The following is a 20,412-nucleotide window of genomic DNA, read 5'->3' on the forward strand; positions in this document are numbered from 1 at the left end:
ATATAAAATGCAAAAAATGATATTACTTGCTGGCCCTTGTGTGATAGAGAGTGAAGAGCTTGTTTTTAAAGTAGCACAAGAGCTAGAATATTTTTTAAAAGATGATAGGATCGATTTTTATTTTAAATCAAGTTTTGATAAGGCAAATAGAACTAGTATAAATAGTTTTAGAGGTCCTGGTATAGATAAAGGTTTGGAGATCTTGCAAAAAGTTAAAGATAAATTTGGTATGCAAATTTTAACTGATATTCATGAAAGTTTTCAAGCTAGTGTTGCAACTGAGGTTGTTGATGCTTTGCAAATACCTGCATTTTTGTGTAGACAGACAGATTTATTAGTTGCTGCAGCAAAGACTAAAGCTAAGATTAATATAAAAAAAGGACAATTTTTAAATCCTGATGACATTAAATATAGCGTTAGTAAGGTTTTACAAACTAGAGGTATAAATGAAGAAGGATATGATGTAGCTAAACATAATGGAATTTTTGTGGCTGAGCGTGGTTCAAGTTTTGGTTATGGAAATTTAGTTGTAGATATGAGAAGTTTAGTTATAATGAAAAAATATGCTCCTGTAATTTTCGATGCAACTCATAGTGTGCAAATGCCTGGAGCAAATGGCGGGAGTAGTGGTGGAAAAAGTGAATTTGTCGAACCTTTAGCAAGAGCTGCAGCTGCAGTTGGAGTGGATGGCTTTTTCTTTGAAACTCATTTAAATCCTTGCGAAGCTTTATGTGATGGACCAAATATGCTTGATATATCAAGACTTAAAAAGTGTGTGGATACGCTTTTAAAAATTCAAGAACTTATTTAAAAAGGAAAAAAATGAAAATCATAGAAGGAAATTTGAATTTAAGAGGTGATGAAAATATAGCAATTATTAATGCTAGATTTAATCATATTATAACAGATCGTTTAGTCGAAGGTGCAAAAGACGCTTTTATTCGACACGGAGGAAAAGAAGAAAATTTGAATTTAGTATTAGTTCCTGGAGCTTTTGAAATACCTTTTGCTTTAAAGCAAATTTTAGAAAGTAAAAAATTTGATGGCGTGTGTTGCTTGGGTGCGGTTATAAGAGGAAGTACACCACATTTTGATTATGTAGCAGCTGAAACTACTAAAGGTATTGCAAATGTAAGTTTAAATGCAAATATACCGGTTAGTTTTGGAGTTTTGACCACAGATACTATTGAGCAAGCTATTGAAAGAGCGGGAAGTAAAGCAGGAAATAAAGGTTTTGAAGCAATGCTTACAATAATAGAAATGTTAAATTTGATTAATAAAATCAAGGTTTGATAATGGCTACAAGACATCAAGTAAGACAAAGTATAGTTTCGCTTTTGTATGCTGCTGAATTAAATCAGGAAAATCAAGATTTTATTGATGAATTTTTGAATGAGAAAAAAATTCGTAACGATCAAAGAAAATTTACTCTTGAGTTGTATCAAGGAGTTAAAGAAAAATTAGAAAATTTAGATGAGAAAATCAATGATTGTCTAAAAGAGCATAAGCTTGATGGTGTAGCAAATATTGAAAAGGCAATTTTACGTTTGGGCGCTTATGAAATTTTATTTACTTCAACACAAAAAGCTATTATTATAAATGAAGCAATTGAACTTGCAAAAGAAATGGCAGGAGATAATGCACCTAAGTTTATAAATGGAGTTTTAGATAAAATTGATAAGGAGACCAAATGAAACTTTGTGTAGCCTTTGATCTTGCTAGTTTTGATGAATGTGTTAATTTAGCTAAAGAATTAAAAGGTTTAGATCTTTGGATTAAAATTGGTCTTAGATCTTATTTAAGAGATGGGATTAAGCTAATAGAAAGCATAAAAAGCATTGATGAATTTAAAATATTTTTAGATTTAAAACTTTATGATATTCCAAATACAATGGCTGATGCTTGCGAAGAACTTGCAAAAATTGATGTAGATATGATTAATATTCATGCAAGTGCAGGAAAAACTGCTATGGTTACTATTATGGATCGCTTAAATGCTTTAAATAAAAGACCTTTAGTGCTTGCTGTTTCAGCTCTTACTAGTTTTGATAATGATGAATTTCAAAATTTGTATCATCAAGATATTACAAATGCTGTAAAAAATTTTTCTAAAATTAGCTATGAAAGTGGTTTAGATGGTATGGTATGTTCGGTTTATGAAAGTTTATTGGTAAAAGAATCTACTAATAAAAATTTTATTACTTTGACTCCTGGTATCCGTCCTTTCAAAGAAGAAGCAAACGATCAAAAAAGAGTTGCTAATGTCCAATGTGCGAAAGAAAATTTATCCGATTTTATAGTGATAGGAAGGCCTATTTATAAGGCATCAGAGCCTAGAGCAATTTGTCAAGAAATTTTAACTTGTATCTAAAATAAGCTTAAGAGCTTATTTTAGATAAACCTTTATTTTTTTATTATCTAAGATAATGCTAGTATCATCACTGCTTATTTTAAATTCTCCATTGAAATTTTTAAGAAAATTATCTTCAAAATCCATAGTATCATTATCACAAAGCATTTTTGTAGAGGCAAGATTGCTGTCTATTTTTATTGTATTTTCCTCATCTGTGTAAGTTCCAAAAAATCTATTGCAAGCAGATATTCCAAATACTCTCTTATCTTTATCATCAAAGCTAATATTTGCTTGAGCATTTTTAGGAAGAATAAAAGTTTTGTTATTGCTCTCAAAATGAGTAATATTAAATTCTTTGTTTTGTATATCATTAACACTTAAAGTTGTTATTGAACAAGCACTAAATGTTAAAGCTGTTAATCCTATAAAATGTATTTTTTTCATTTTTTATCCTTTTTAATATTTATATTTTATTTTTACATAATATGTTTAACTTATGTTAAGTAAGCCTTTTTTTAATGTAAAAAATGTCTTATTCCACTAAAATAGAGCGCTATACCATATTCATTTGCAGCTTTGATAACTTCATCATCTCTTATGCTTCCACCAGGTTCTATAATTGCTTTTACGCCGATTTTGCTTGCTTCGTCTATACTATCTCTGAAAGGGAAAAATGCTTCACTAGCTAAGACACATCCATTTAAATCAAGCCCCATTTCTTTAGCTTTGTTAATGGCTGCTTTTGCAGCATCAATACGACTAGTCATACCCATGCCAATAGCGACCATGGCTCCATCTTTGACATAAACAACATTGTTTGATTTGGTAAAAGTGGCAATTTTTAAAGCTATTTCTAGATCCTTAAATTCTTGTTCGCTAGCTTTTCTATCGCTTTTAAGTTGAGCATTATTTATTTCATCATTAGATATTTCATCACTATTTTGATAAACAAAACCTCCATCGATATGTTTAAAATCATATTTATCGTAAGCTCGCGTTAAAAAAGGTGTTTTTTGAGTAAAAATTTTAATACGCTTTTTATCTTTAAAAACTTCTAGGGCTTCTTCATCTACATTTGCAGCTATGATAACTTCTATGTAAATTTCATTGATTTTTAATGCCAATTCTTTATCTAATTTCCCATTAATAGCTACAACTCCACCATAAGCACTTACATTGTCACATTTTAAAGCATGAATATAGCTTTGCAATAAATTTTCTTTTATGGCAAAACCACAAGCATTAGCATGTTTAACAATAGCTACTGCTGGAGCTTTGTCAAAAGCACTTGCTAAATTTAAAGCTGCATTAATATCGGTTAAATTATTAAAACTTGCTTCGCCTTTTAATGTGATGAAATTATTAGTAAAGAAATCATCAAATTCATATAAAGTGCCTTTTTGGTGAGGATTTTCTCCATATTTAGTATCAAAAACTTTATGTCCTACTATAAATTTGCTTGCTCCAAAGCCATCATTAAAGCGTTCATTCATATAATTTGCTATATAAGCATCGTAGTTTGCCGTATGCTCATAAGCTTTTATCATTAATTTTAAGCGAAATTGTTCATTATTTTTGTTTGTTTTTAAAGTTGTAATTATGTGTTCATAATCTAAAGGATCACATACTACCATCACATCTTTATAATTTTTTGCTGCACTTCTTATCATAGCAGGACCACCAATATCAATATTTTCTATAATCTCATCAAAATCATCACTCATAATGGTAGTTTTCTTAAAAGGATACAAATTAACACACACCAAATCAATACCTAAGATATTATTATCTTGAGCTTGTTGAATATGATTTTTGTCATTTCTTTTATGTAAAATGGCTCCATGAATTTTAGGATGCAAGGTTTTTACACGACCTTCAAATAATTCAGGACTTTGAGTAAAATCACTTACTTCGATAGCTTCAATATTATTTTCTTTTAAAAGTTTAAATGTTCCTCCGGTTGAAAGAATTTCAAAATTTAATTTTTTAAGTTCTTTTGCAAATTCGATTACACCATCTTTATCACTTACACTGACTAATGCTCTCATAAATTTATCCTTTATCTAAATATTTTTTGATTTTTTCATATGCTTCGTTAATTTTTTGAAATTTAGCTATACCAAGTTTTAATTCATTTTCGCTAACGTTGTTGGCATTTAAAATATCAGGATGATATTTTTTGGCTAATATTCTATATTGTTTTTTTACCATATTCAAATCTGCTGTATTTGGAAGATCTAAAGTATTAAAAGCTTCTTCTAAGTTCATTTCTTGTTTAGATTCTTTTAAATTTGATAAATTATTTATAAAGGTATCAAGTTCGACTTTTGCAATACCAAAAGCTTTAGCTATTTGTTCTAAAATTTCTTGCTTTTCGGTGTTTAATTTTCCATCAATTAGCGCCATAAATACCAAAACTCTCAAAATATTAAAACGTTCATTTTTTGGTAAAGGTATTTCTTTTAAAAATTCTTTTGCGACATAATATGCATCATTTAAATTTTCTTTATGTTCATTAAAACTCGCTTTTAAAAATGATCTTTCTTTGTCATCTTTAGCATTTACATCTAAAATTTGACTTATCATGTCAGCTTCATCTTGACTAACCCTGCCATCGCTTTTAGCTATCTTTGCTAAAAGAGCTATGGTGTAATAATTCATCTTTCTTTTTAGTTCGTTTATTTTTTCTTCCATTACTCCTTTAGCAAATCCTTTAGCAAATCCTTTAGCTCCACGACTTGCAGAGGTTAAAAAGTCTTGCTTACCCCAAGTTTTGTAATACCAATAAAATACTATGATAGCGAGTATTAAAATAACAAAAATCATTTTTATCCTAAGTATTCTTCAAATTTTTTAAAATAAAGGTTTTGTAATTTTTCTAATGAAATTTTTATATCATCTAAAATAAAATCATTTTCATTAATTACCCCAAGTTTTGAGAACTGAAGTTTAAAATTTTGAGCAAATTTGGTGAATTCTTCTTCATTTTTGACTCCTATTATGACTCTAGTAGGGCTTTCTTCAAAAATATAACTTTTTTCACTAAAATTACTTTTTGTTTGGATACCTAAGGATGACTTAGCACTCATTTTAGCTAAAGTCATAGCTATACCACCTATACCAACACTATTTGCACAATCTAGCAAATTACATTCATTTGCTTTAAGTAAAAAATCCCAAAGTTCCAATTCTTCTTTGAAGTTTATTTCTTCGAGTATTCCTGCGACTTTTTGATCTAAAATTTTTGAAATTAATGAACCACCAAAATTACCTTTGGTATTGCCTATTAAATAAATAGCCTGAGTTTCTTTACTGAAGAAAGATTTTAAAATTCTATTTACATTCTCATTGACTCCAACACAAGCTATAGTAGGGCTAGGAAAAATACTTACACCATCTGTTTCATTGTATAATGAAACATTGCCACTTACTACAGGAGTATTTAGTTCTTTGCAAGCTTGCTTAATGCCTTCACATCCTTGGGCAAATTGCCACATTACTTCAGGGTTTTGAGGATTGCCATAATTTAAACAATCGCTAATAGCTAAGGGTTTTGCACCAGAACAAGCTATTTTTCTACCAGCACTTGCTACAGCAGCAGCAGCTCCAATTTTAGGATTGACATAGTTTAATCTTGAGTTACATTCAATAGCCATAGAAAGTAAACAATTGTTTTCTTTTACTCTAATACTGCTTGCTCCAAGATTTCCATCACTTTTTAGTGTATTAGTTTGAACACTAGAGTCAAATTGCTCATAAATATAAGCTTTGTTGCTAATATTTTCATTTACAAGTAATTTTTCAAAAGCTTCTTGAGTGGAAATTTGGAGTGTAAATTTATAATCTTTTATCTCATCTAAATATTTTGGTTGACTAGTTGGTCTATTTAATATAGGTGCTTTTTCACTTAATGGTTCAATAGGTATTAACCCTACTAATTCATCATGCCAGAAAAGTTCCATTTTTCCTGTATTTGTTACTTCACCTATAATTGCTGCATCAAGTCCCCATTTGTTAAAAATTTCAATAATCTTATCTTCACAGCCTTGTTTTGCGCAAATTAACATTCTTTCTTGAGATTCACTAAGCATTAATTCATAAGGCGTCATACCTTCTTCTCTCATAGGAGTTTTATCAAGAAAAAGTTTCATTCCGCTACCACTGCGTCCAGCCATTTCAAAGGAACTTGAAGTGAGTCCTGCAGCACCCATATCTTGTATCCCAACAATATAATCGGTTTTAAAAAGCTCAAGGCAAGCTTCCATTAAAAGTTTTTCAGCAAAAGGATCTCCAATTTGAACTGTTGGTCTTAAACTTTTGCTTGATTCATTGAAGCTATCACTAGCCATAACAGCTCCACCAAGTCCATCTCGACCTGTTTTTGATCCTACATAAATTACAGGATTTCCTACGCCTTCTGCTTTTGCATAAAAAATATCTTCAATTTTACAAGTACCAAGTGCAAAAGCGTTAACTAAAATATTTCCATTAAAACATTCATCAAAAGCACATTCTCCGCCTATTGTAGGTACTCCCATACAATTGCCATAATGTGAAATTCCATTTACTACACCCTTTACTAAATACTTTTGATGTTTTCCTAATTTTTTATCGTGGATATTACCAAATTTTAAAGAATTTAAACTCGCTACCACTCTTGCACCCATGGTGAAAATATCACGTAAAATACCACCAACTCCAGTAGCAGCACCAGCAAAAGGTTCGATAAAACTTGGGTGATTATGGCTTTCTACTTTAAATACAGCAGCCATACCTTTGCCTATGTCGATAACTCCGGCATTTTCACCAGGACCTTGTATTACCCATGGAGCTTTAGTAGGAAATCCATTAAGATATTTTTTGCTTGATTTATAAGAGCAGTGTTCGCTCCACATTGCTGAAATAATCCCAAGTTCTAATAAATTTGGCTCCTTACCTAATATATTTAAAATTTCTTGATATTCTTCATCGCTAATTTTATGTTGTTTTATAATTTCTTTATCCATATTTATCTCCTTTATTATTTACCTAAACAAAAACTACTAAACATTTCTTCTAAAATCTCATCTCTTTCAAATTTTTTTGTAAATTGTGATATTGCTTCTATGGCTATGTTTAGTTCAAAAGCAAAAAGCTCCAAAGAATTTTCTTGTAATAAATCTTTTGCACGACAGATTGCTTCGCTAGCTTCTTTGCAACTATTTAAAATCAAAGCATTGCTAACTAGCATATGATCTCCATCTAAAGTATTTAAATATTTATTTAGTACATTTTTTACCTCATTGCTTGAATTTTTAGCACAAATTTTTATACAAGAATCTTTTATTGCATGATAAAATTTGTCTTCTAGGTCACTTTTGTTTAAAACATAAATAATTTTCTTGTCAATATTTTGTAGTGTATCTAAGATTTGCTTATCTTCGCTATCAAATTCTTTTGAACCATCAAAAACTACTAGGATAATATCTGCTTCATTAATGCTTTTGTAACTTAAATTTATACCAATTTTTTCTATTTCATCTTGAGCATTTCTAATACCTGCTGTATCGATGATTTTAATAAGATGTGAACCTATTTTTAAATTTTCTTCAATGCGATCTCTTGTTGTGCCTGCCATATTTGAAACTATAGCTCTATCATAAGCTAAAAGCGAATTTAACAAAGAACTTTTTCCAGCATTTGGCTTACCGATAATGGTAACTTTAAAACCTTCTATTAGCCCTTTTTTTCTCAAAGATATATCAACAATATCACTTAAAAGTTTTGAATTCTTTTCACACATTTGGATAATTTGTTCTAATAAATCTTGTGGTAAATCATCATCAGCATAATCAATGCTAGTTTCTACAAAAGCTAAGGTTTTAACTAGTTCAATTCTTATGGTGTTTAAAAATACGCTTAAATCGCCTTTTAAATTTTTTGCAATAATGCTTGCTGCGCTTGATGATTTTGACATAATAAGTTCTTGGATACTTATAGCTTTTAAAATATCCATTTTTCCATTTAAACAAGCTCTTTTGCTAAATTCTCCAGGTTGAGCTAAGCGGATATTAGAATTTATCAATTCATCAAGTAAAATTTCGCTTAAAGCAAAACCTCCATGTAGATGAAATTCAACTATATCTTCGCCTGTGAAAGAATATGGGGCTTTGAAGTAAAGCACTAAAGCCTCATCTAAAAAATCATCATTATCTTTGTAAATTTTGCACAAGTGAGCATAACGTGGGATTAACTCCTTTTTGCGCGTAAGCTTAAGGGCGATTTCTAGAGCTTTTTTGCCACTTATTCTGACAATACTGATAGATCCTACGCCATGTGCTGTAGCTATAGCAGCTATAGTGTCATTCATTCACTTTTCTTCAAAAAATCATTCACAATGATAACTTTTTGACCATCATTATTTTTTATGGCTACATATTTATTAGGGAAGTGCTCTCTTAATTTTTCTAATATATGTTTTAACCAAATTCCTTCTAATTGTTTTGTTTGAACCCTGCCTGTGGTTTCAACTTTTTCTATAAGTATTTTAAGATAATTTTCTATGGCTTGAATTTGGTTTTCTAAGAATTGAGCTATTTCAAGTCTTAATTGAATTTTATATTTAGAGTTAAGCCAATTATAAAGTAAATACGAAAAAGCTTTATATCTATGTGCTTCTTTGCCTATGAGTAAAGCAGCATCTTCACCATCTAGTTTAATTAAAACACAATTTTCATCCCACATTTTTATTTCTACTATTTTGATATCAAAATCAAAAGTTGCAAGTAGTGTATCGAGTGAGTTTTTAATTTCATCAATGTAATTTATTTTGTTTTCTTTTTCTTCGTAAGATTCTTTGTGAAAAGAATTAAAAATAGCATCATCTTTGACTTTATAATGTTCTTTTGATGAGTTTGTTTTGTTATATGATTTAGTTTGTGTTATTGTTTTTTCTTTTTTTGTTTCTTGTTTTTCGTAATTTTTATGAGTTTGTTTGTTGGAGATTTTTTTTGCACTAGATTCTTGTAAAATAACTTTTTTATGACCTTTAACAAAAATAATTGCATTTTTTCTAAATAAACCCAAGAATCCAGTTTTGGCGTGTTGGATTACCTCATATTCCAAGTCAATAACTGAGCACTCAAAATGCTTTGATGCTTCGATGAGTGCTGTTTGTAAATCTTTAGCTTCTATGTTCATGCTTAGCTATTTCCTCTTGTTTGTGATTTTTAAAAAGCTTATTGACAATTACTTGTTGGATTAAAGAACAAATATTGTTTACACACCAATAAAGAGTCAAACCAGCTGGGAATGTTAAAAAGAAAAATGTAAAAATCAAAGGTAAGAATTTCATTATTTTTGCTTGCATAGGATCTTGTATGGTCATCGGTGTGATAAGTTGCTGAATAAACATTGTAATACCCATAAAAATAGGCAACACAAACCAAGGATCCATTACTGATAAGTCTGTGATCCAAAAAGCCCATGGAGCAGCTTTTAATTCTATGGCATTGAGTAAAACTCTATAAATAGCAAAGAAAATTGGAATTTGTATAAGTATAGGTAAACATCCACTCATAGGATTTGCACCATGTTTTTTATATAATTCCATCATATGAATGTTCATTTTTTGTGGATCACCCTTGTAACGATCTCTAATTTCTTTCATTTTAGGAGCTAAATCTTTTAGTTTATTCATAGAAATCATTGATTTATAAGTTAATGGGAATAATATAATACGCACAATTAAAGTCATAATAACTATAGCCCAGCCCCAATTTCCCATATAGCCATGTAAGAAATTTAAAAATTCAAACATAGGTTTTGCTATAAAAGTGAACCAACCATATTCGACAACTTCATCTAACCTTGGATCAATACTTCTTAAAATTTCATGTTCTTTTGAACCTATGTAACCATTTGCTTTAAAATTTCCATTAGCACTAGCAAAAATAACAGAATTTTCATTTGTGTCTTTAGTTACTACTGCATTGATTGGGTTTTCAAAATTATAAAATAAAACGCTATAGTAGCGATCAAATGCCGACATTAAAGTAACATTTGCAAAATTTTCATCATTTTTTACATCGCCATCTTCTAAGATGTTGATTTTATCATCTTTATTTAATGTTAAAACACCATGAAGCGTATAACTATCTACTGCTATATTTGGGCGGTATCCAGGAGTAATAAAATATGGTATGTCTTTACTTAGATTTACCTCTATATCATAATTTCCATATTTATAAAAGGTAATTTTTTTAGTAACGATAAGATTATTTAAATGTTGAGTTAAAATAAGAGTATTGTTTGTATCATTTACTTCGATATTTTTTTGATTTGCGGTATATGGGGTGTTGAAAGCTTCTTGATTGATTGTATTATCGCTAAATCTTATTTCTAGAGGTAAAGGTGATAATGAAGTATCTACTAAATTAATACTTTTACCATTTTCATCTTTAAATTTTTCATCGCTAAGATAAAATTTAGAAATTCTACCTAAAGAATCGATATGAGCTTGAAAATGTTCGCTTTTAATTAATGCTATTTCATCTTTTTGATTAACGCTAAGTTCAACTTTTGGTGCTTGTTTTGCGTGATTTGTTTGTGGAGCTGAATTGTTTTGTTCATTTTTTGTGATATTTTGCTCTGTTATTGGAGCTTTTGGTATAAAAAAATAATCATAAACTACAAAAAATAAAAATGATAAAACAACAGCAATTAATATGCGTTTTTGTTGAGATAAGTTATTTGACACGGATTGTCCTTTGAAAATATAATCTTAATTAAAAAAAATTGATTATCCTTGCAAGGAATGTATAGATATTTTAGTCTTTTTAAAGCATTAATTTTAGGTTTAAAACATATACCAGAATTTAAATTTTTCTTACTGATTTTTGGATAATCAATACCGCCTTTAAAAAACGGATTGCACTTTAAAATTCTTAAAAAAACTGCAAAGAAAGCTTTTAGAATATTGTTTTTTTTGAAATGCCACAAAGCATACTCAGAACAACTTGGATAGTATCTACAACACTTTGGTTTCATAGGGCTAATGCAAAGTTGGTAAAATCTTATGAGTTGCACGCAGATTGCTTTATACATCCTATTTTTTTAAAACCCCACTTTAAGTTTTTTTCTAATTTTAAAAAGGGAATTTCAATAATACCTGTTTTAGCAACAAGTATATATTTTCCGTTTTCAACTTGATTTCTAAGCTGAAAAAAAGCTGATCTTAGAAGCCTTTTGGCTCTATTTCTTTCAACAGCCTTTCCAACCTTTTTACTAGCTACCACAGCAAACTTTTTTTCTTGACTTGGAAAATAAAAGATGATCATACCTTCGCAGTGCCATTTTTTACCTTCTTTGTAGATTGCTGCAAATTCTCTTACATTGCTAATGTTTAGAAAATCTTTTATGCAGCTAATCTTTTTCTACCTTTAGCACGTCTTGCACTGATCACTTTGCGACCATTTTTAGTTTTCATACGCACACGGAATCCGTGAGTTCTTTTTTTAGGAGTTTTGTGTGGTTGATATGTTCTTTTCATAGTTTTTCCTTAACTTAAATTAAAACAAAATAATAAAGCTGACATTCTATCAAATTCTTACTTAAATCTGCTTTTAATTAAGAGTTATTTTTAAAAGTTTTTGCTAAATTTTTAGTTCTATTTTGGGAGGATATAATGGGATTTGAAATTTGTGAGAGTAAAAAAGAAGATTTGGGTAGAATTTTAGAATTACTCAAAGAGCTTGCTGTCCATGAAAATATGCTCGAAGATGTAAAATGTACAACTAAAGATTTAGAAGAGTCTTTTTTTAAAAACAACTATGCAAAAGCCTTAAGTTTAAAAGTTGATGGGGAGATTATAGGTTATGTGATGTATTATTATACTTTTTCTTCTTTTGTAGGGTTGGGCGGTATGTATCTAGAAGATATCTATATACAAGAAAAATACCGTAGAAATGGATATGCAAAAGAAGTTTTTAAGTATTTAGCGAGGATTTGTAAAGAAAAAAATCTTAAGCGTTTAGAATGGGTATGCTTAAATGATAATGATTTGGGTATAAAATTTTATAGTGCTATAAATGCTAAGCATATGAGTCAATGGAGAACTTATCGTTTAGATGGTGAAAATTTAGAAGCATTATTTTGATGGATAAAAGACGTTTGTATTATCTTAAAGCTTTTGGATTTGAGTATCTAGAAGAAGTTAAAAGAAACAAAGGTGCAAATATTAGCTTTGAAGAATTGCAAAATTCGGTTAGAAAATGCACACTTTGTAATTTTTCTAAATTGAGAAAAAAATCTTTAATAGAAAAGGAAGTGAAAAAAGCTAAAATTTTGATTTTTCAAACTTATATTGATAAAGACGAAAATGAAAGTGGAGAGTTTTTTGCTTCTAAGTTAAAACAAGATTTTTTATTGAAATTTAAAGAATTATTAGACTTAAGTGAAGATGAAATTTATTTTTCTTATGTGCTAAAGTGTTTTAGTAATTTTAAATTTGATAAAAATTCGGTAGAATTTTGCTTGCCGTATTTTTATAGTGAACTTGAATTTATAAAGCCTAAAATTATACTTTGTTTAGGTGAAGAGGCTTTTTTGAGTTTGGGATTTGAGAATTTTAAAGTATATGTTGGGCAATGGTTGAGATTTAATGAAAGTTTGATTATGCCAAATTATGATTTAGATTATCTTAGTAAAAATCCTAGTTTGTATGCGAATTTTATAGAAGATATTAAGAAAATAAAAGGTTATTTATGAAAAGAATTTTTCTTTGTGCGATGGTAAGTTTTGTGTTGATTTGTAATGCTTTTGCAAAAGAACAACAACTTTCTTTTGTAGAACCAAGTGAAGCATTTTATCCAAGTGTAGAAATTCAAAGCTGTGATAATGAATGTTTGTTTGGTTTGTTAGAAAATGGATTGTATTTTAATTTTTTGTCTAAATTTAATGAAGCAATTAATAATGAATTTTTAGTTAATGTCTATACTAAACTTTTAAATTCTATCATTGATTTTGAAAAGAGTGTTCAAAAAAGTGCTAGCGTAAAACTTGCTATTGTTATACCTGAGCAAACTATAAAAAGCTATTCTAATACTATAATAAATTCTAGCATAGCTTATCTTTTAAGACAAAGAGCGCAAATTAGAGTAAAAGTTTTTTTAATAGGCGATGAAGAAGAAAGTAAAATTTCTAAAGCTTTTAATGAAATTCAAAGTGAAAAATTTAATTATGTTATCGCAGGTTTTACAGAAGAGGGCGTAAAGCAATTACTTAAAAAAGATATTAGTTCAAATGTAAAGATTTTCATACCTACGGTGCATAAGAGGTATTTTGACACACAAAAAGAAAATATTTATTATGGAAGCATAGATTATCAAAAACAAATCAAAAAACTTTTAGAATATTCTAATGGTAGAAATATCATCTTTTCAGATGAGACAAGTCTTTCAAATCGTCTTAATGAAGAGCTTATTAAATTTGGCGATGGAAGTGAGAAAATTTATACTATTAATAGCTCTAAATTTGACTTTAGAAGTATATTAAATAGAAATAGAAGCTTTCAAAATGCGAGTGTATTTTTAAATACTTCTTTGATTAAAACAGCTCTTATTAGTTCTCAAATTCGTGCATATGATTTAGAGCCTTTTGTGCTTTTATCTACTCAAATAAATTATAATCCTGTTTTATTAAGCTTGACTCAAATTAACGATAGAAAAAAATTACTTATCGCAAATTCTATATCTAATGAAGATCAAACCTTAAGTTATCTGAATGAAATTTTTTCACAAGATATTAATTACAACTGGATAGCGTATGCGACTAGTGTGGGGATTGATTATTTTTACACGCAGTTTTTAGATACTAATTCTCAAAGAATTTTTGATGAAAAATTAAATGAAAATCAGTTTGATTATAAGGTTAAAATCATTAGTTCTAAAGGTTTAGGCTTTACTCCTTTTCAAGAGTAGCAAAAACCTTTAAAATATCATCATCTATGAGAGCTATTTTTTCTGCTTTGACAAAGGCTAAAGTGAAATTAGCTTCAAAAAGTTTTTCTGTGTCTTTATAAATTTCTTGTTTTATAATCACTGAAGCCTTTTTTAGCTTTAAAATATGTGTTTTTACTTCTAAAATATCGCCTAATTTTGCTGGCTTTAAGAAGTTGCATTCTGCTTTTGTGAGTAAAAAATGTCCCGTGTCTTTGTCAAAAATAGCTGCATTTTTTTGAAAAAATATCTCACTTCTAGCTCTTTCGCAAAATTTTAAATAATTAGCGTGATACACCACTCCACCTGCGTCGGTATCTTCATAATAAACTCGTAATTTCATTTTTATCCTTTCTTTTGAATTTGTGTATTTTACACTAAGTTGGGATTATGGAATTTTTCCTTGCGGTTTTTTGCAGGGAGAAAAGGACTAAAAACATTAATACCGTATAACAAATATTTAATACCATAATATCCTGATAATTATTTTTCCCAATATTATCATTTACAATTTTATCTATTATAGGATGTATTATACTGGGGTTTTGGATTAGCTGAACAAGAAATACTATATAAGATGAAATAAGTATTATATATCTACCAAAAAATAATGATTCGGTATAAACAAAACAAATATATAAACCAATAAATAATGTATTTATTAGTAATGAATATGCGAAATACTTATCTAAACCTAAAAATTCTCCTAGTGCTTGTCCTAAATAAAAAGAAGCAGAAACAAAGAATAATGCAAAAATTAAGTTTTGTGTTAGATTGCATAAATCTTGCAATATCAATAATAATGCTCTTTTATTTACAAATGTTTTTCGTATCCACTTCTTTATATACAAACATTTATATAGCGTGAAAGGTTTTAGTTTTAATTTGTATAAAATCAAGATACTTCCCAACAAAAAACAAACAAAAACTACAATATGAATATTATGTTCAAAACTATACAAAAAATCAAATAAAGACGAAATCTTTCTTTTGTCTTGTGATTTATCATCATGGCGCCATGCAAAAACTGAAACAAATAAAGCATATAGGGCAATTAATAATATAAGATTATTAAAAACTCTCAAAAAATCAGTATGATGTTCGCATAATTTTCTATAAAATCCTAAAAGTAAAGAATCTATAAAATCCCTAAATATCCAAGTATTTCTTTGTAGTTCGAGCATATTTTGTGCTTTTTTGCCTCTTTTGTTCCAATTTTCTCTTAGTTCTATCTCTTTACAATAAAGCTCGTATTTATGAAAATTTGAAGCCTCTAGAGGATTATTTTCTTTTATCAATGCACTTTTAAAAGTTCTAAAAGAATCTCTAAAATCATTTGCTGATTCATCTTTTGGTTTGTCTATATTATTTATAGTAGTATTTAAAATTTCAAAATTAAAATTAGTTTTTATATTTACTAAATTGACACTATCTTTGAAAACTACTTGAGAAAAATTTGGAGTTTTTTCAAAAGTTACCCCATAAAAACAAGCTGTCTTTTCAAATTCACATGCGTGAAAATCTGCGTAGTCTTTAAAATGAGAATTAGTAAAATACACACTATTAACAAATTTAGAATTATGAAAATCAACTCTTTTTTTAAAAATACAATTTTCAAATAAAGTGTTTTGTTCATTATTATAATATTTACCATCAGGTAATGGTGATCCTGATGTAAATCGTTTAAAATTTATTTCATCTTCAAAAATACAATTAGCAAAATCTATACCATTAAAGAAAGTAACCAAATTATCGCTGCCATCAATATGATGTAGAGACACTTTGGATTTAAATTCACAATTAGCAAAATATAATCTTTCAAGACAGCTGTAATTAATATAAACTTCTTTTTTAAAAATACTTTTATAATTTTTTCTTTCATAGCCATAATTCTTTGTAAGATCTGATATTTCATCTTGTGGAATAGCATTACTATCACCTATAATGTCATACGAAAAGTAGATAGGATTTATAAATGCCTTTTTTGGTATTTTCTTTTTTATATGTTCTAAAATAACTTTATTTTCTTTATTCGCAAAAACATTTAGTATTAACCCATAATGAAAGTGGTATTCTATGAAGTCAGGGGTTTCAATTTTCTCTATAATCTTGGTATTGTTATAAGTATTTTTTCCTTTATTTTCTAAAGTGTTGAAAATGTCATATGGATTTAATGGCTTAGCTATATCTCTAACATCTAACTTATCACTTAAAGATTCTATCTTATTTGCGTTAATTTCTAAAAATTTTGCCAAATCTAAAGAAACAGTTAATATATCATTATCTAAACCTATTATAAAAATTCCACTATTTTCTATTTCTAATCCTATATTAAATCTATTATATTCCATTATTTTCCTTCAATGATTTTTATTTCATCGGTAGTGAGATTATATAATTTATAAACTATTTTGTCGATTTGAGATTCTAGTTCTTGTGTGTTGGCGTTTTTGTCTTGTTCTTTTAAATTTAAAATCTCATCGACTAAGCTTACAAGCTTATTTGCTAATTTTTCATTTTTAGAATTTATTTTTGGTAATGGTAAATTTTCTAAGGCATGTTTGTTGTATTGATAACCTTTTATTCCTAATTTACAACCTTGAGAAAAATTTTTATAATAGTATGTAATTAAATTTGATGATAATAAACCTAATAAATATTTTAAATTTTCACAGACTATAAAAAAAGCTGTTTTTTCTAAGAAAATTCCTCTATCATCATAGATAAAATATGCCCCTTGTGTAGTTTCTGGATACACAATTTTTTCCCTCTCAAATTCCTCTAAGTATGCGCAATTTCTAAGATTATAGGGAGTGAAGCCTTTATCTGCCCTTTTTTCTAATTGCGGATAAAATTCATCTAAATGTTGTTTTAAACTAGGATATTCATCTATATTTATCGCTTCCACCTTTTCTCCACTTTTGCTTTTATAGCCATTGTGAGTGCCTATCACTCACAATCCCGCCCATTCATAGCTGTATCTTTTGATATCTCTACCGCGTAGCATTTTGCGTATGAGTTTGGCGGTGCGTTCTTTTTCGGCTTCATCTTTGCAATTAGCTAAAATTTCATCTTTTTTTTCAGTGCTTATGATAAAAGCTTCATTGTATCCTGTTTTTATGCCATAATTTATATTAAGTCCGTGCCAATCTTTAAGTGCCGTGCCGTACTTTTGTATCTTTGCTTTTAAAGAAGAAATGCTTTCATCGCTAAAAGTAAAGCTTTCTTTGCTTAAAGAGTTTTGCGTAATTTGCATAAAAGCTGTAATGTTTGATATGGTAAAATTGTTTTCTTTTAAAAGTTCGTTATTTAAAGCTAGGTAATTAAATTTATCATCTTTACTTTTGGCTTTTTTAAAGCTTAGTATAGAAGTATCCACGGTGGCACTATCAAAAACTTTGATACCATTTAAGTCTAAATACTCTAAAAGCGTAGTATTTTTAAGCAAAAATTCACGCAAAGACTCGCCATATCCTGCCCTTGTGTATTTATTTGAAGTGATGAAAGATAAAATACCATTTTGTTTTAGCACATTAAAGCCTAGTTCGTAAAAATAGGTGTAAATATCACTTGTGCCTTTATAAACTTTGTAAGATTTTGATAATTTTGGTTTTAATTCTTTGATTTGCTCTTGCCTTATGTAAGGTGGATTGCCAATTACTAAATCAAAGCCTTTAAAATCGCCATTATCATCAAGCACTTCGCTAAATTCAAAACGCCATTCAAAAGGATTTGCACTTTCTAAGTCAAATATACTCTCATAAAGCTTTTCAAGCTTTTTAAATTCTTTTTGTGCTTGTTCTTTATCAAAATCAAATTCAAACATATTTTTAGAAAAAAAGCTTTTAAATTTTTCATCTGGGTGCTCTTGGGCTAAAAAATCGCCGTATTTTTTAGAATACTCATTAGCTTCGTTGGTGAGTTGTTTGATTTCTTTAGTGAATTTGTCTTTAAGGCAAAAGTTTTTAAAAGATTCTTTTAAATTTTTGATTTCTTTTGCTATAAGAGTTTTATCTGTGTAAAAGCCTTCTTTGTAGTCTTTTACTATGCGTTTGTATTTATCCATGCGTTCTTTTATATTAGGGTAGTGATTTAAACTTTTATGAATTTCAAAATAATTTATGAGAGAATTCCCGCATTTTATGTTGATATCGATGTTTGGCAGGGTTTGTAGGGTGTTTGAGTTTTTATCATTTTCAAAGATATAATAGCTGTATTTTAAAAGCTCTATCCAAAGGCGTAGTTTAGTAATCTCACACGAATTTGGGTTGATATCTACTCCAAAAAGACAATTTTCTATGATTTGCTTTTTGCACTCAAAGAGTTCTTTTTGTATTAAATGTATATTATCGTTTTGAAAGTCTGGTTTGTGATAATTAAAAATTTCATTTTGATTAAGGAAGATGATTATTTCATCATTTATAAGCTCTACTTTTGATCTTAATAAAGAATTAATAAGCCCTAGCTCACACGCTATAAAGACAAGTTTGTTTAAGGCTGAAACTAAAAAATGCCCACTTCCTACGGCTGGATCGCAAATTTTTAGCTTAAAAAGAGTGTTTAAATACTCTTGTTGTTTTTCTAGAGAAAAATTTCTATCAATTAGCATTCTTAGCTCTTGGATAGAATTTGCTTTTAAACGATGCTTTTGTTCAAATTTATCAAGCACTATTTTAGTAATGCTTTCTTTACACATATAAGAAGTGATAAAACTTGGAGTATAAAAGCTTCCTTCTTTGTAGCCATTTAGCTTTTCAAAGACATTACCTAAGACGCTTGAGTTTATAAGCTTGTCGTGATTGATTTTTTGATTTGCTTGTATGTCTTTGTTTGTGGTGGTAAAATTATAAGCTCCTAAAAAACTAAGGAGATATTCTAAAAGCTCACATTCTTCTTTGTCTTTGTAAAGAGTGTCATTTTTGAGTATAGAATTTTCATAAATTTTTAAAGGATAAGAATCTAAAAATTTGATTTCTTTGCCTTGTAATTCTAAAGTGTTTTTGTCAAATAAAGAAGAATTTAAATAAGGGATAAAATCAAAAGTTTTTATACTTCTTTGATCTTCTTTTTTAGCTAAAACTTCAAAGAAAAGTTCTGAAAGTTTGGCAAAATTTGGTATAAGCTCGCTTTGTAAAAAAGGCTTTTGTATGTGTTTAAAAGATAAAAGCATGGATTCAAAAAGTCTTAAAAATAAAATGCGATTGTTCCAAGTGATTAAAAGTGCGAAAATATCATCAAAGCTTATATCTTTAAAAGCACTTTTGATAGCGTAACTTAAGGTATTTGGCGTAGATGATAAGATGATATTTTTTTGTTTGTTTTCTTGTAGTCCTAAAATATAAAGTAATTCATCGTAAAATTTTTTATTTAAAGCATTAGCATCATAATGGTGCTTTTGGCGTAATAAAACATAAGGAGAGAAAATTTGATAAATATAAGCAAAGTTTTCATCATCTAAATTAGAGCTTAATTCAAAATAAGTATAATTTAAACTCTTGTTTAATTTTTCTAGATAAGAAAAAGTATCTTCGTAAAATTTGTTTGTGCTTTTGTCGGTGCCTTCTTTGAAATCACAATTTTTATAAAATGTTTTTATAGTTTTGTCATTAGCAAAAAGGCTTTCGTATTCTTTAGCATCTATGATAAAAAATTCTTTTGCGGTGCAAAGTATGATGTGCTTTATGGCGTTATTTTTATTTTGTTTTTCTCTTAAAAAATACAATATGCTCTCGCAAAATGCTTTAGAAAGTAAATTTTCTTTTGTTTTTGGAAATTCACTTTTGTTTGTGATAGATTTTACTTCAAAGATGACATTGATTTTCTCATCATTATAAATGGCAAGATCTATTTTGCCTTTAGTGTTTAAATCATAATGGTAAGTATTTTGCAAGAGTTTTGCGATTTCATTTTTTTGAAATTCTTCTTCATTGACTTTAGTAATTTTTTCTAAAAATTGATTGACTTGACTTTTAAAATTTGTGATTGATTCTTTTGTGGGAGCTTTTGTGCTGTATTTTTTAACAAATTCGCAAGGTGTAAGTAAATGAAAGTGCATATTTTTTCCTAAGACGATTTTAATAAAAA

General features: G+C 28.5%; 19 protein-coding genes and 1 pseudogene. 7 read left to right on the forward strand and 13 right to left on the reverse strand.

Annotation, left to right across the window (positions count from 1 at the left end; genetic code table 11):
• The first annotated feature begins 7 nt into the window (after positions 1-7).
• Genes kdsA through pyrF form a run of 4 tightly spaced genes read left to right on the forward strand, consistent with a single transcriptional unit; the run spans position 8 to position 2,371 of the window.
• Positions 8-811, forward strand: coding sequence for a 3-deoxy-8-phosphooctulonate synthase (gene kdsA, locus CINS_RS02310; RefSeq protein ID WP_039649499.1), 804 nt, complete (start codon positions 8-10; stop codon positions 809-811).
• Between the two features lie 11 nt (positions 812-822).
• Positions 823-1,293: a 6,7-dimethyl-8-ribityllumazine synthase gene (gene ribH / locus CINS_RS02315; protein WP_039649500.1), complete on the forward strand. Its 471-nt coding sequence runs from the start codon at positions 823-825 to the stop codon at positions 1,291-1,293.
• Positions 1,294-1,295: 2 nt separating this feature from the next.
• The gene (gene nusB / locus CINS_RS02320) at positions 1,296-1,694 is read left to right on the forward strand and encodes a transcription antitermination factor NusB (protein WP_039649502.1); all 399 of its coding nucleotides are present in this window, start codon (positions 1,296-1,298) and stop codon (positions 1,692-1,694) included.
• Positions 1,691-2,371, forward strand: a complete 681-nt coding sequence (pyrF, locus tag CINS_RS02325; protein ID WP_039649504.1) for an orotidine-5'-phosphate decarboxylase — start codon at positions 1,691-1,693, stop codon at positions 2,369-2,371. Before nusB ends, pyrF begins: the two co-directional genes overlap by 4 nt.
• Positions 2,372-2,386: 15 nt before the next feature.
• Here pyrF and CINS_RS02330 read toward each other — a convergent pair whose 3' ends face one another.
• The 10 genes from CINS_RS02330 to rpmH form a co-directional block, all read right to left on the reverse strand.
• On the reverse strand, positions 2,387-2,797 hold the full coding sequence (locus CINS_RS02330; RefSeq protein WP_039649506.1) for an META domain-containing protein: 411 nt from the start codon (positions 2,795-2,797) through the stop codon (positions 2,387-2,389).
• A gap of 71 nt (positions 2,798-2,868) precedes the next feature.
• Positions 2,869-4,401 carry a bifunctional phosphoribosylaminoimidazolecarboxamide formyltransferase/IMP cyclohydrolase gene (gene purH / locus CINS_RS02335; protein WP_039649508.1) on the reverse strand — a complete coding sequence of 511 codons (1,533 nt, stop codon included), beginning with the start codon at positions 4,399-4,401 and terminating at the stop codon, positions 2,869-2,871.
• 4 nt (positions 4,402-4,405) lie between these two features.
• Positions 4,406-5,179 (reverse strand): molecular chaperone DjiA, encoded by a 774-nt coding sequence (locus CINS_RS02340; protein WP_039649509.1) that lies wholly within the window; start codon positions 5,177-5,179, stop codon positions 4,406-4,408.
• Between the two features lie 2 nt (positions 5,180-5,181).
• Positions 5,182-7,359 (reverse strand): phosphoribosylformylglycinamidine synthase subunit PurL, encoded by a 2,178-nt coding sequence (gene purL / locus CINS_RS02345; RefSeq protein WP_039649510.1) that lies wholly within the window; start codon positions 7,357-7,359, stop codon positions 5,182-5,184.
• 14 nt (positions 7,360-7,373) lie between these two features.
• Entirely contained in the window at positions 7,374-8,702 is a 1,329-nt protein-coding gene (gene mnmE / locus CINS_RS02350) for a tRNA uridine-5-carboxymethylaminomethyl(34) synthesis GTPase MnmE (protein WP_039649512.1), read from the reverse strand.
• Positions 8,699-9,532 carry a Jag N-terminal domain-containing protein gene (locus CINS_RS02355; protein ID WP_039649514.1) on the reverse strand — a complete coding sequence of 278 codons (834 nt, stop codon included), beginning with the start codon at positions 9,530-9,532 and terminating at the stop codon, positions 8,699-8,701. The genes mnmE and CINS_RS02355 overlap by 4 nt, the downstream gene beginning before the upstream one ends.
• Positions 9,516-11,108, reverse strand: coding sequence for a membrane protein insertase YidC (yidC, locus tag CINS_RS02360; RefSeq protein WP_039649516.1), 1,593 nt, complete (start codon positions 11,106-11,108; stop codon positions 9,516-9,518). Before yidC ends, CINS_RS02355 begins: the two co-directional genes overlap by 17 nt.
• Positions 11,054-11,437: a membrane protein insertion efficiency factor YidD gene (gene yidD, locus CINS_RS07735; protein WP_084593980.1), complete on the reverse strand. Its 384-nt coding sequence runs from the start codon at positions 11,435-11,437 to the stop codon at positions 11,054-11,056. The genes yidC and yidD overlap by 55 nt, the downstream gene beginning before the upstream one ends.
• Positions 11,407-11,751 carry a ribonuclease P protein component gene (rnpA, locus tag CINS_RS02365; RefSeq protein ID WP_039649517.1) on the reverse strand — a complete coding sequence of 115 codons (345 nt, stop codon included), beginning with the start codon at positions 11,749-11,751 and terminating at the stop codon, positions 11,407-11,409. Before rnpA ends, yidD begins: the two co-directional genes overlap by 31 nt.
• Entirely contained in the window at positions 11,748-11,882 is a 135-nt protein-coding gene (gene rpmH / locus CINS_RS02370; RefSeq protein ID WP_039649520.1) for a 50S ribosomal protein L34, read from the reverse strand. The genes rnpA and rpmH overlap by 4 nt, the downstream gene beginning before the upstream one ends.
• Positions 11,883-12,014: 132 nt before the next feature.
• On the opposite strand from rpmH, the gene CINS_RS02375 reads away from it, so the two are divergent.
• From CINS_RS02375 to CINS_RS02385, 3 genes are read left to right on the forward strand one after another with little or no spacing between them, the layout of a single operon-like run.
• Entirely contained in the window at positions 12,015-12,488 is a 474-nt protein-coding gene (locus tag CINS_RS02375; RefSeq protein WP_232012955.1) for a GNAT family N-acetyltransferase, read from the forward strand.
• Positions 12,488-13,099: a uracil-DNA glycosylase family protein gene (locus CINS_RS02380; RefSeq protein ID WP_039649524.1), complete on the forward strand. Its 612-nt coding sequence runs from the start codon at positions 12,488-12,490 to the stop codon at positions 13,097-13,099. The genes CINS_RS02375 and CINS_RS02380 overlap by 1 nt, the downstream gene beginning before the upstream one ends.
• Positions 13,096-14,310 carry a hypothetical protein gene (locus CINS_RS02385; RefSeq protein ID WP_039649527.1) on the forward strand — a complete coding sequence of 405 codons (1,215 nt, stop codon included), beginning with the start codon at positions 13,096-13,098 and terminating at the stop codon, positions 14,308-14,310. The genes CINS_RS02380 and CINS_RS02385 overlap by 4 nt, the downstream gene beginning before the upstream one ends.
• Here CINS_RS02385 and CINS_RS02390 read toward each other — a convergent pair.
• The 3 genes and pseudogenes from CINS_RS02390 to CINS_RS02400 all read right to left on the reverse strand — a co-directional run bounded on the left by CINS_RS02390 (position 14,291) and on the right by CINS_RS02400 (position 20,383).
• Entirely contained in the window at positions 14,291-14,671 is a 381-nt protein-coding gene (locus CINS_RS02390; RefSeq protein WP_039649528.1) for a YbgC/FadM family acyl-CoA thioesterase, read from the reverse strand. The two genes, CINS_RS02385 and CINS_RS02390, sit on opposite strands and share 20 nt — an antisense overlap.
• 34 nt (positions 14,672-14,705) lie before the next feature.
• Positions 14,706-16,679: a pentapeptide repeat-containing protein gene (locus tag CINS_RS02395; protein WP_039649531.1), complete on the reverse strand. Its 1,974-nt coding sequence runs from the start codon at positions 16,677-16,679 to the stop codon at positions 14,706-14,708.
• Positions 16,679-20,383: pseudogene (locus CINS_RS02400) on the reverse strand (DUF7149 domain-containing protein). The gene CINS_RS02395 and the pseudogene CINS_RS02400 overlap by 1 nt, the downstream one beginning before the upstream one ends.
• Positions 20,384-20,412: the final 29 nt, after the last annotated feature.

It is taken from the genome of Campylobacter insulaenigrae NCTC 12927 (genome assembly GCF_000816185.1).
Classification (GTDB): domain Bacteria; phylum Campylobacterota; class Campylobacteria; order Campylobacterales; family Campylobacteraceae; genus Campylobacter_D; species Campylobacter_D insulaenigrae.

Excerpts from the sequence above, each read along its gene's own strand:
- CINS_RS02390 (WP_039649528.1), bottom strand. The coding sequence starts at position 14,671 with ATGAAATTACGAGTTTATTATGAAGATACCGACGCAGGTGGAGTGGTG.
- rpmH (WP_039649520.1), bottom strand. The coding sequence starts at position 11,882 with ATGAAAAGAACATATCAACCACACAAAACTCCTAAAAAAAGAACTCAC.
- CINS_RS02380 (WP_039649524.1), top strand. The coding sequence starts at position 12,488 with ATGGATAAAAGACGTTTGTATTATCTTAAAGCTTTTGGATTTGAGTAT.
- CINS_RS02340 (WP_039649509.1), bottom strand. The coding sequence starts at position 5,179 with ATGATTTTTGTTATTTTAATACTCGCTATCATAGTATTTTATTGGTAT.
- mnmE (WP_039649512.1), bottom strand. The coding sequence starts at position 8,702 with ATGAATGACACTATAGCTGCTATAGCTACAGCACATGGCGTAGGATCT.
- nusB (WP_039649502.1), top strand. The coding sequence starts at position 1,296 with ATGGCTACAAGACATCAAGTAAGACAAAGTATAGTTTCGCTTTTGTAT.
- purL (WP_039649510.1), bottom strand. The coding sequence starts at position 7,359 with ATGGATAAAGAAATTATAAAACAACATAAAATTAGCGATGAAGAATAT.
- CINS_RS02395 (WP_039649531.1), bottom strand. The coding sequence starts at position 16,679 with ATGGAATATAATAGATTTAATATAGGATTAGAAATAGAAAATAGTGGA.
- CINS_RS02385 (WP_039649527.1), top strand. The coding sequence starts at position 13,096 with ATGAAAAGAATTTTTCTTTGTGCGATGGTAAGTTTTGTGTTGATTTGT.
- pyrF (WP_039649504.1), top strand. The coding sequence starts at position 1,691 with ATGAAACTTTGTGTAGCCTTTGATCTTGCTAGTTTTGATGAATGTGTT.
- CINS_RS02355 (WP_039649514.1), bottom strand. The coding sequence starts at position 9,532 with ATGAACATAGAAGCTAAAGATTTACAAACAGCACTCATCGAAGCATCA.
- kdsA (WP_039649499.1), top strand. The coding sequence starts at position 8 with ATGCAAAAAATGATATTACTTGCTGGCCCTTGTGTGATAGAGAGTGAA.
- ribH (WP_039649500.1), top strand. The coding sequence starts at position 823 with ATGAAAATCATAGAAGGAAATTTGAATTTAAGAGGTGATGAAAATATA.
- yidD (WP_084593980.1), bottom strand. The coding sequence starts at position 11,437 with ATGTATAAAGCAATCTGCGTGCAACTCATAAGATTTTACCAACTTTGC.
- CINS_RS02330 (WP_039649506.1), bottom strand. The coding sequence starts at position 2,797 with ATGAAAAAAATACATTTTATAGGATTAACAGCTTTAACATTTAGTGCT.
- purH (WP_039649508.1), bottom strand. The coding sequence starts at position 4,401 with ATGAGAGCATTAGTCAGTGTAAGTGATAAAGATGGTGTAATCGAATTT.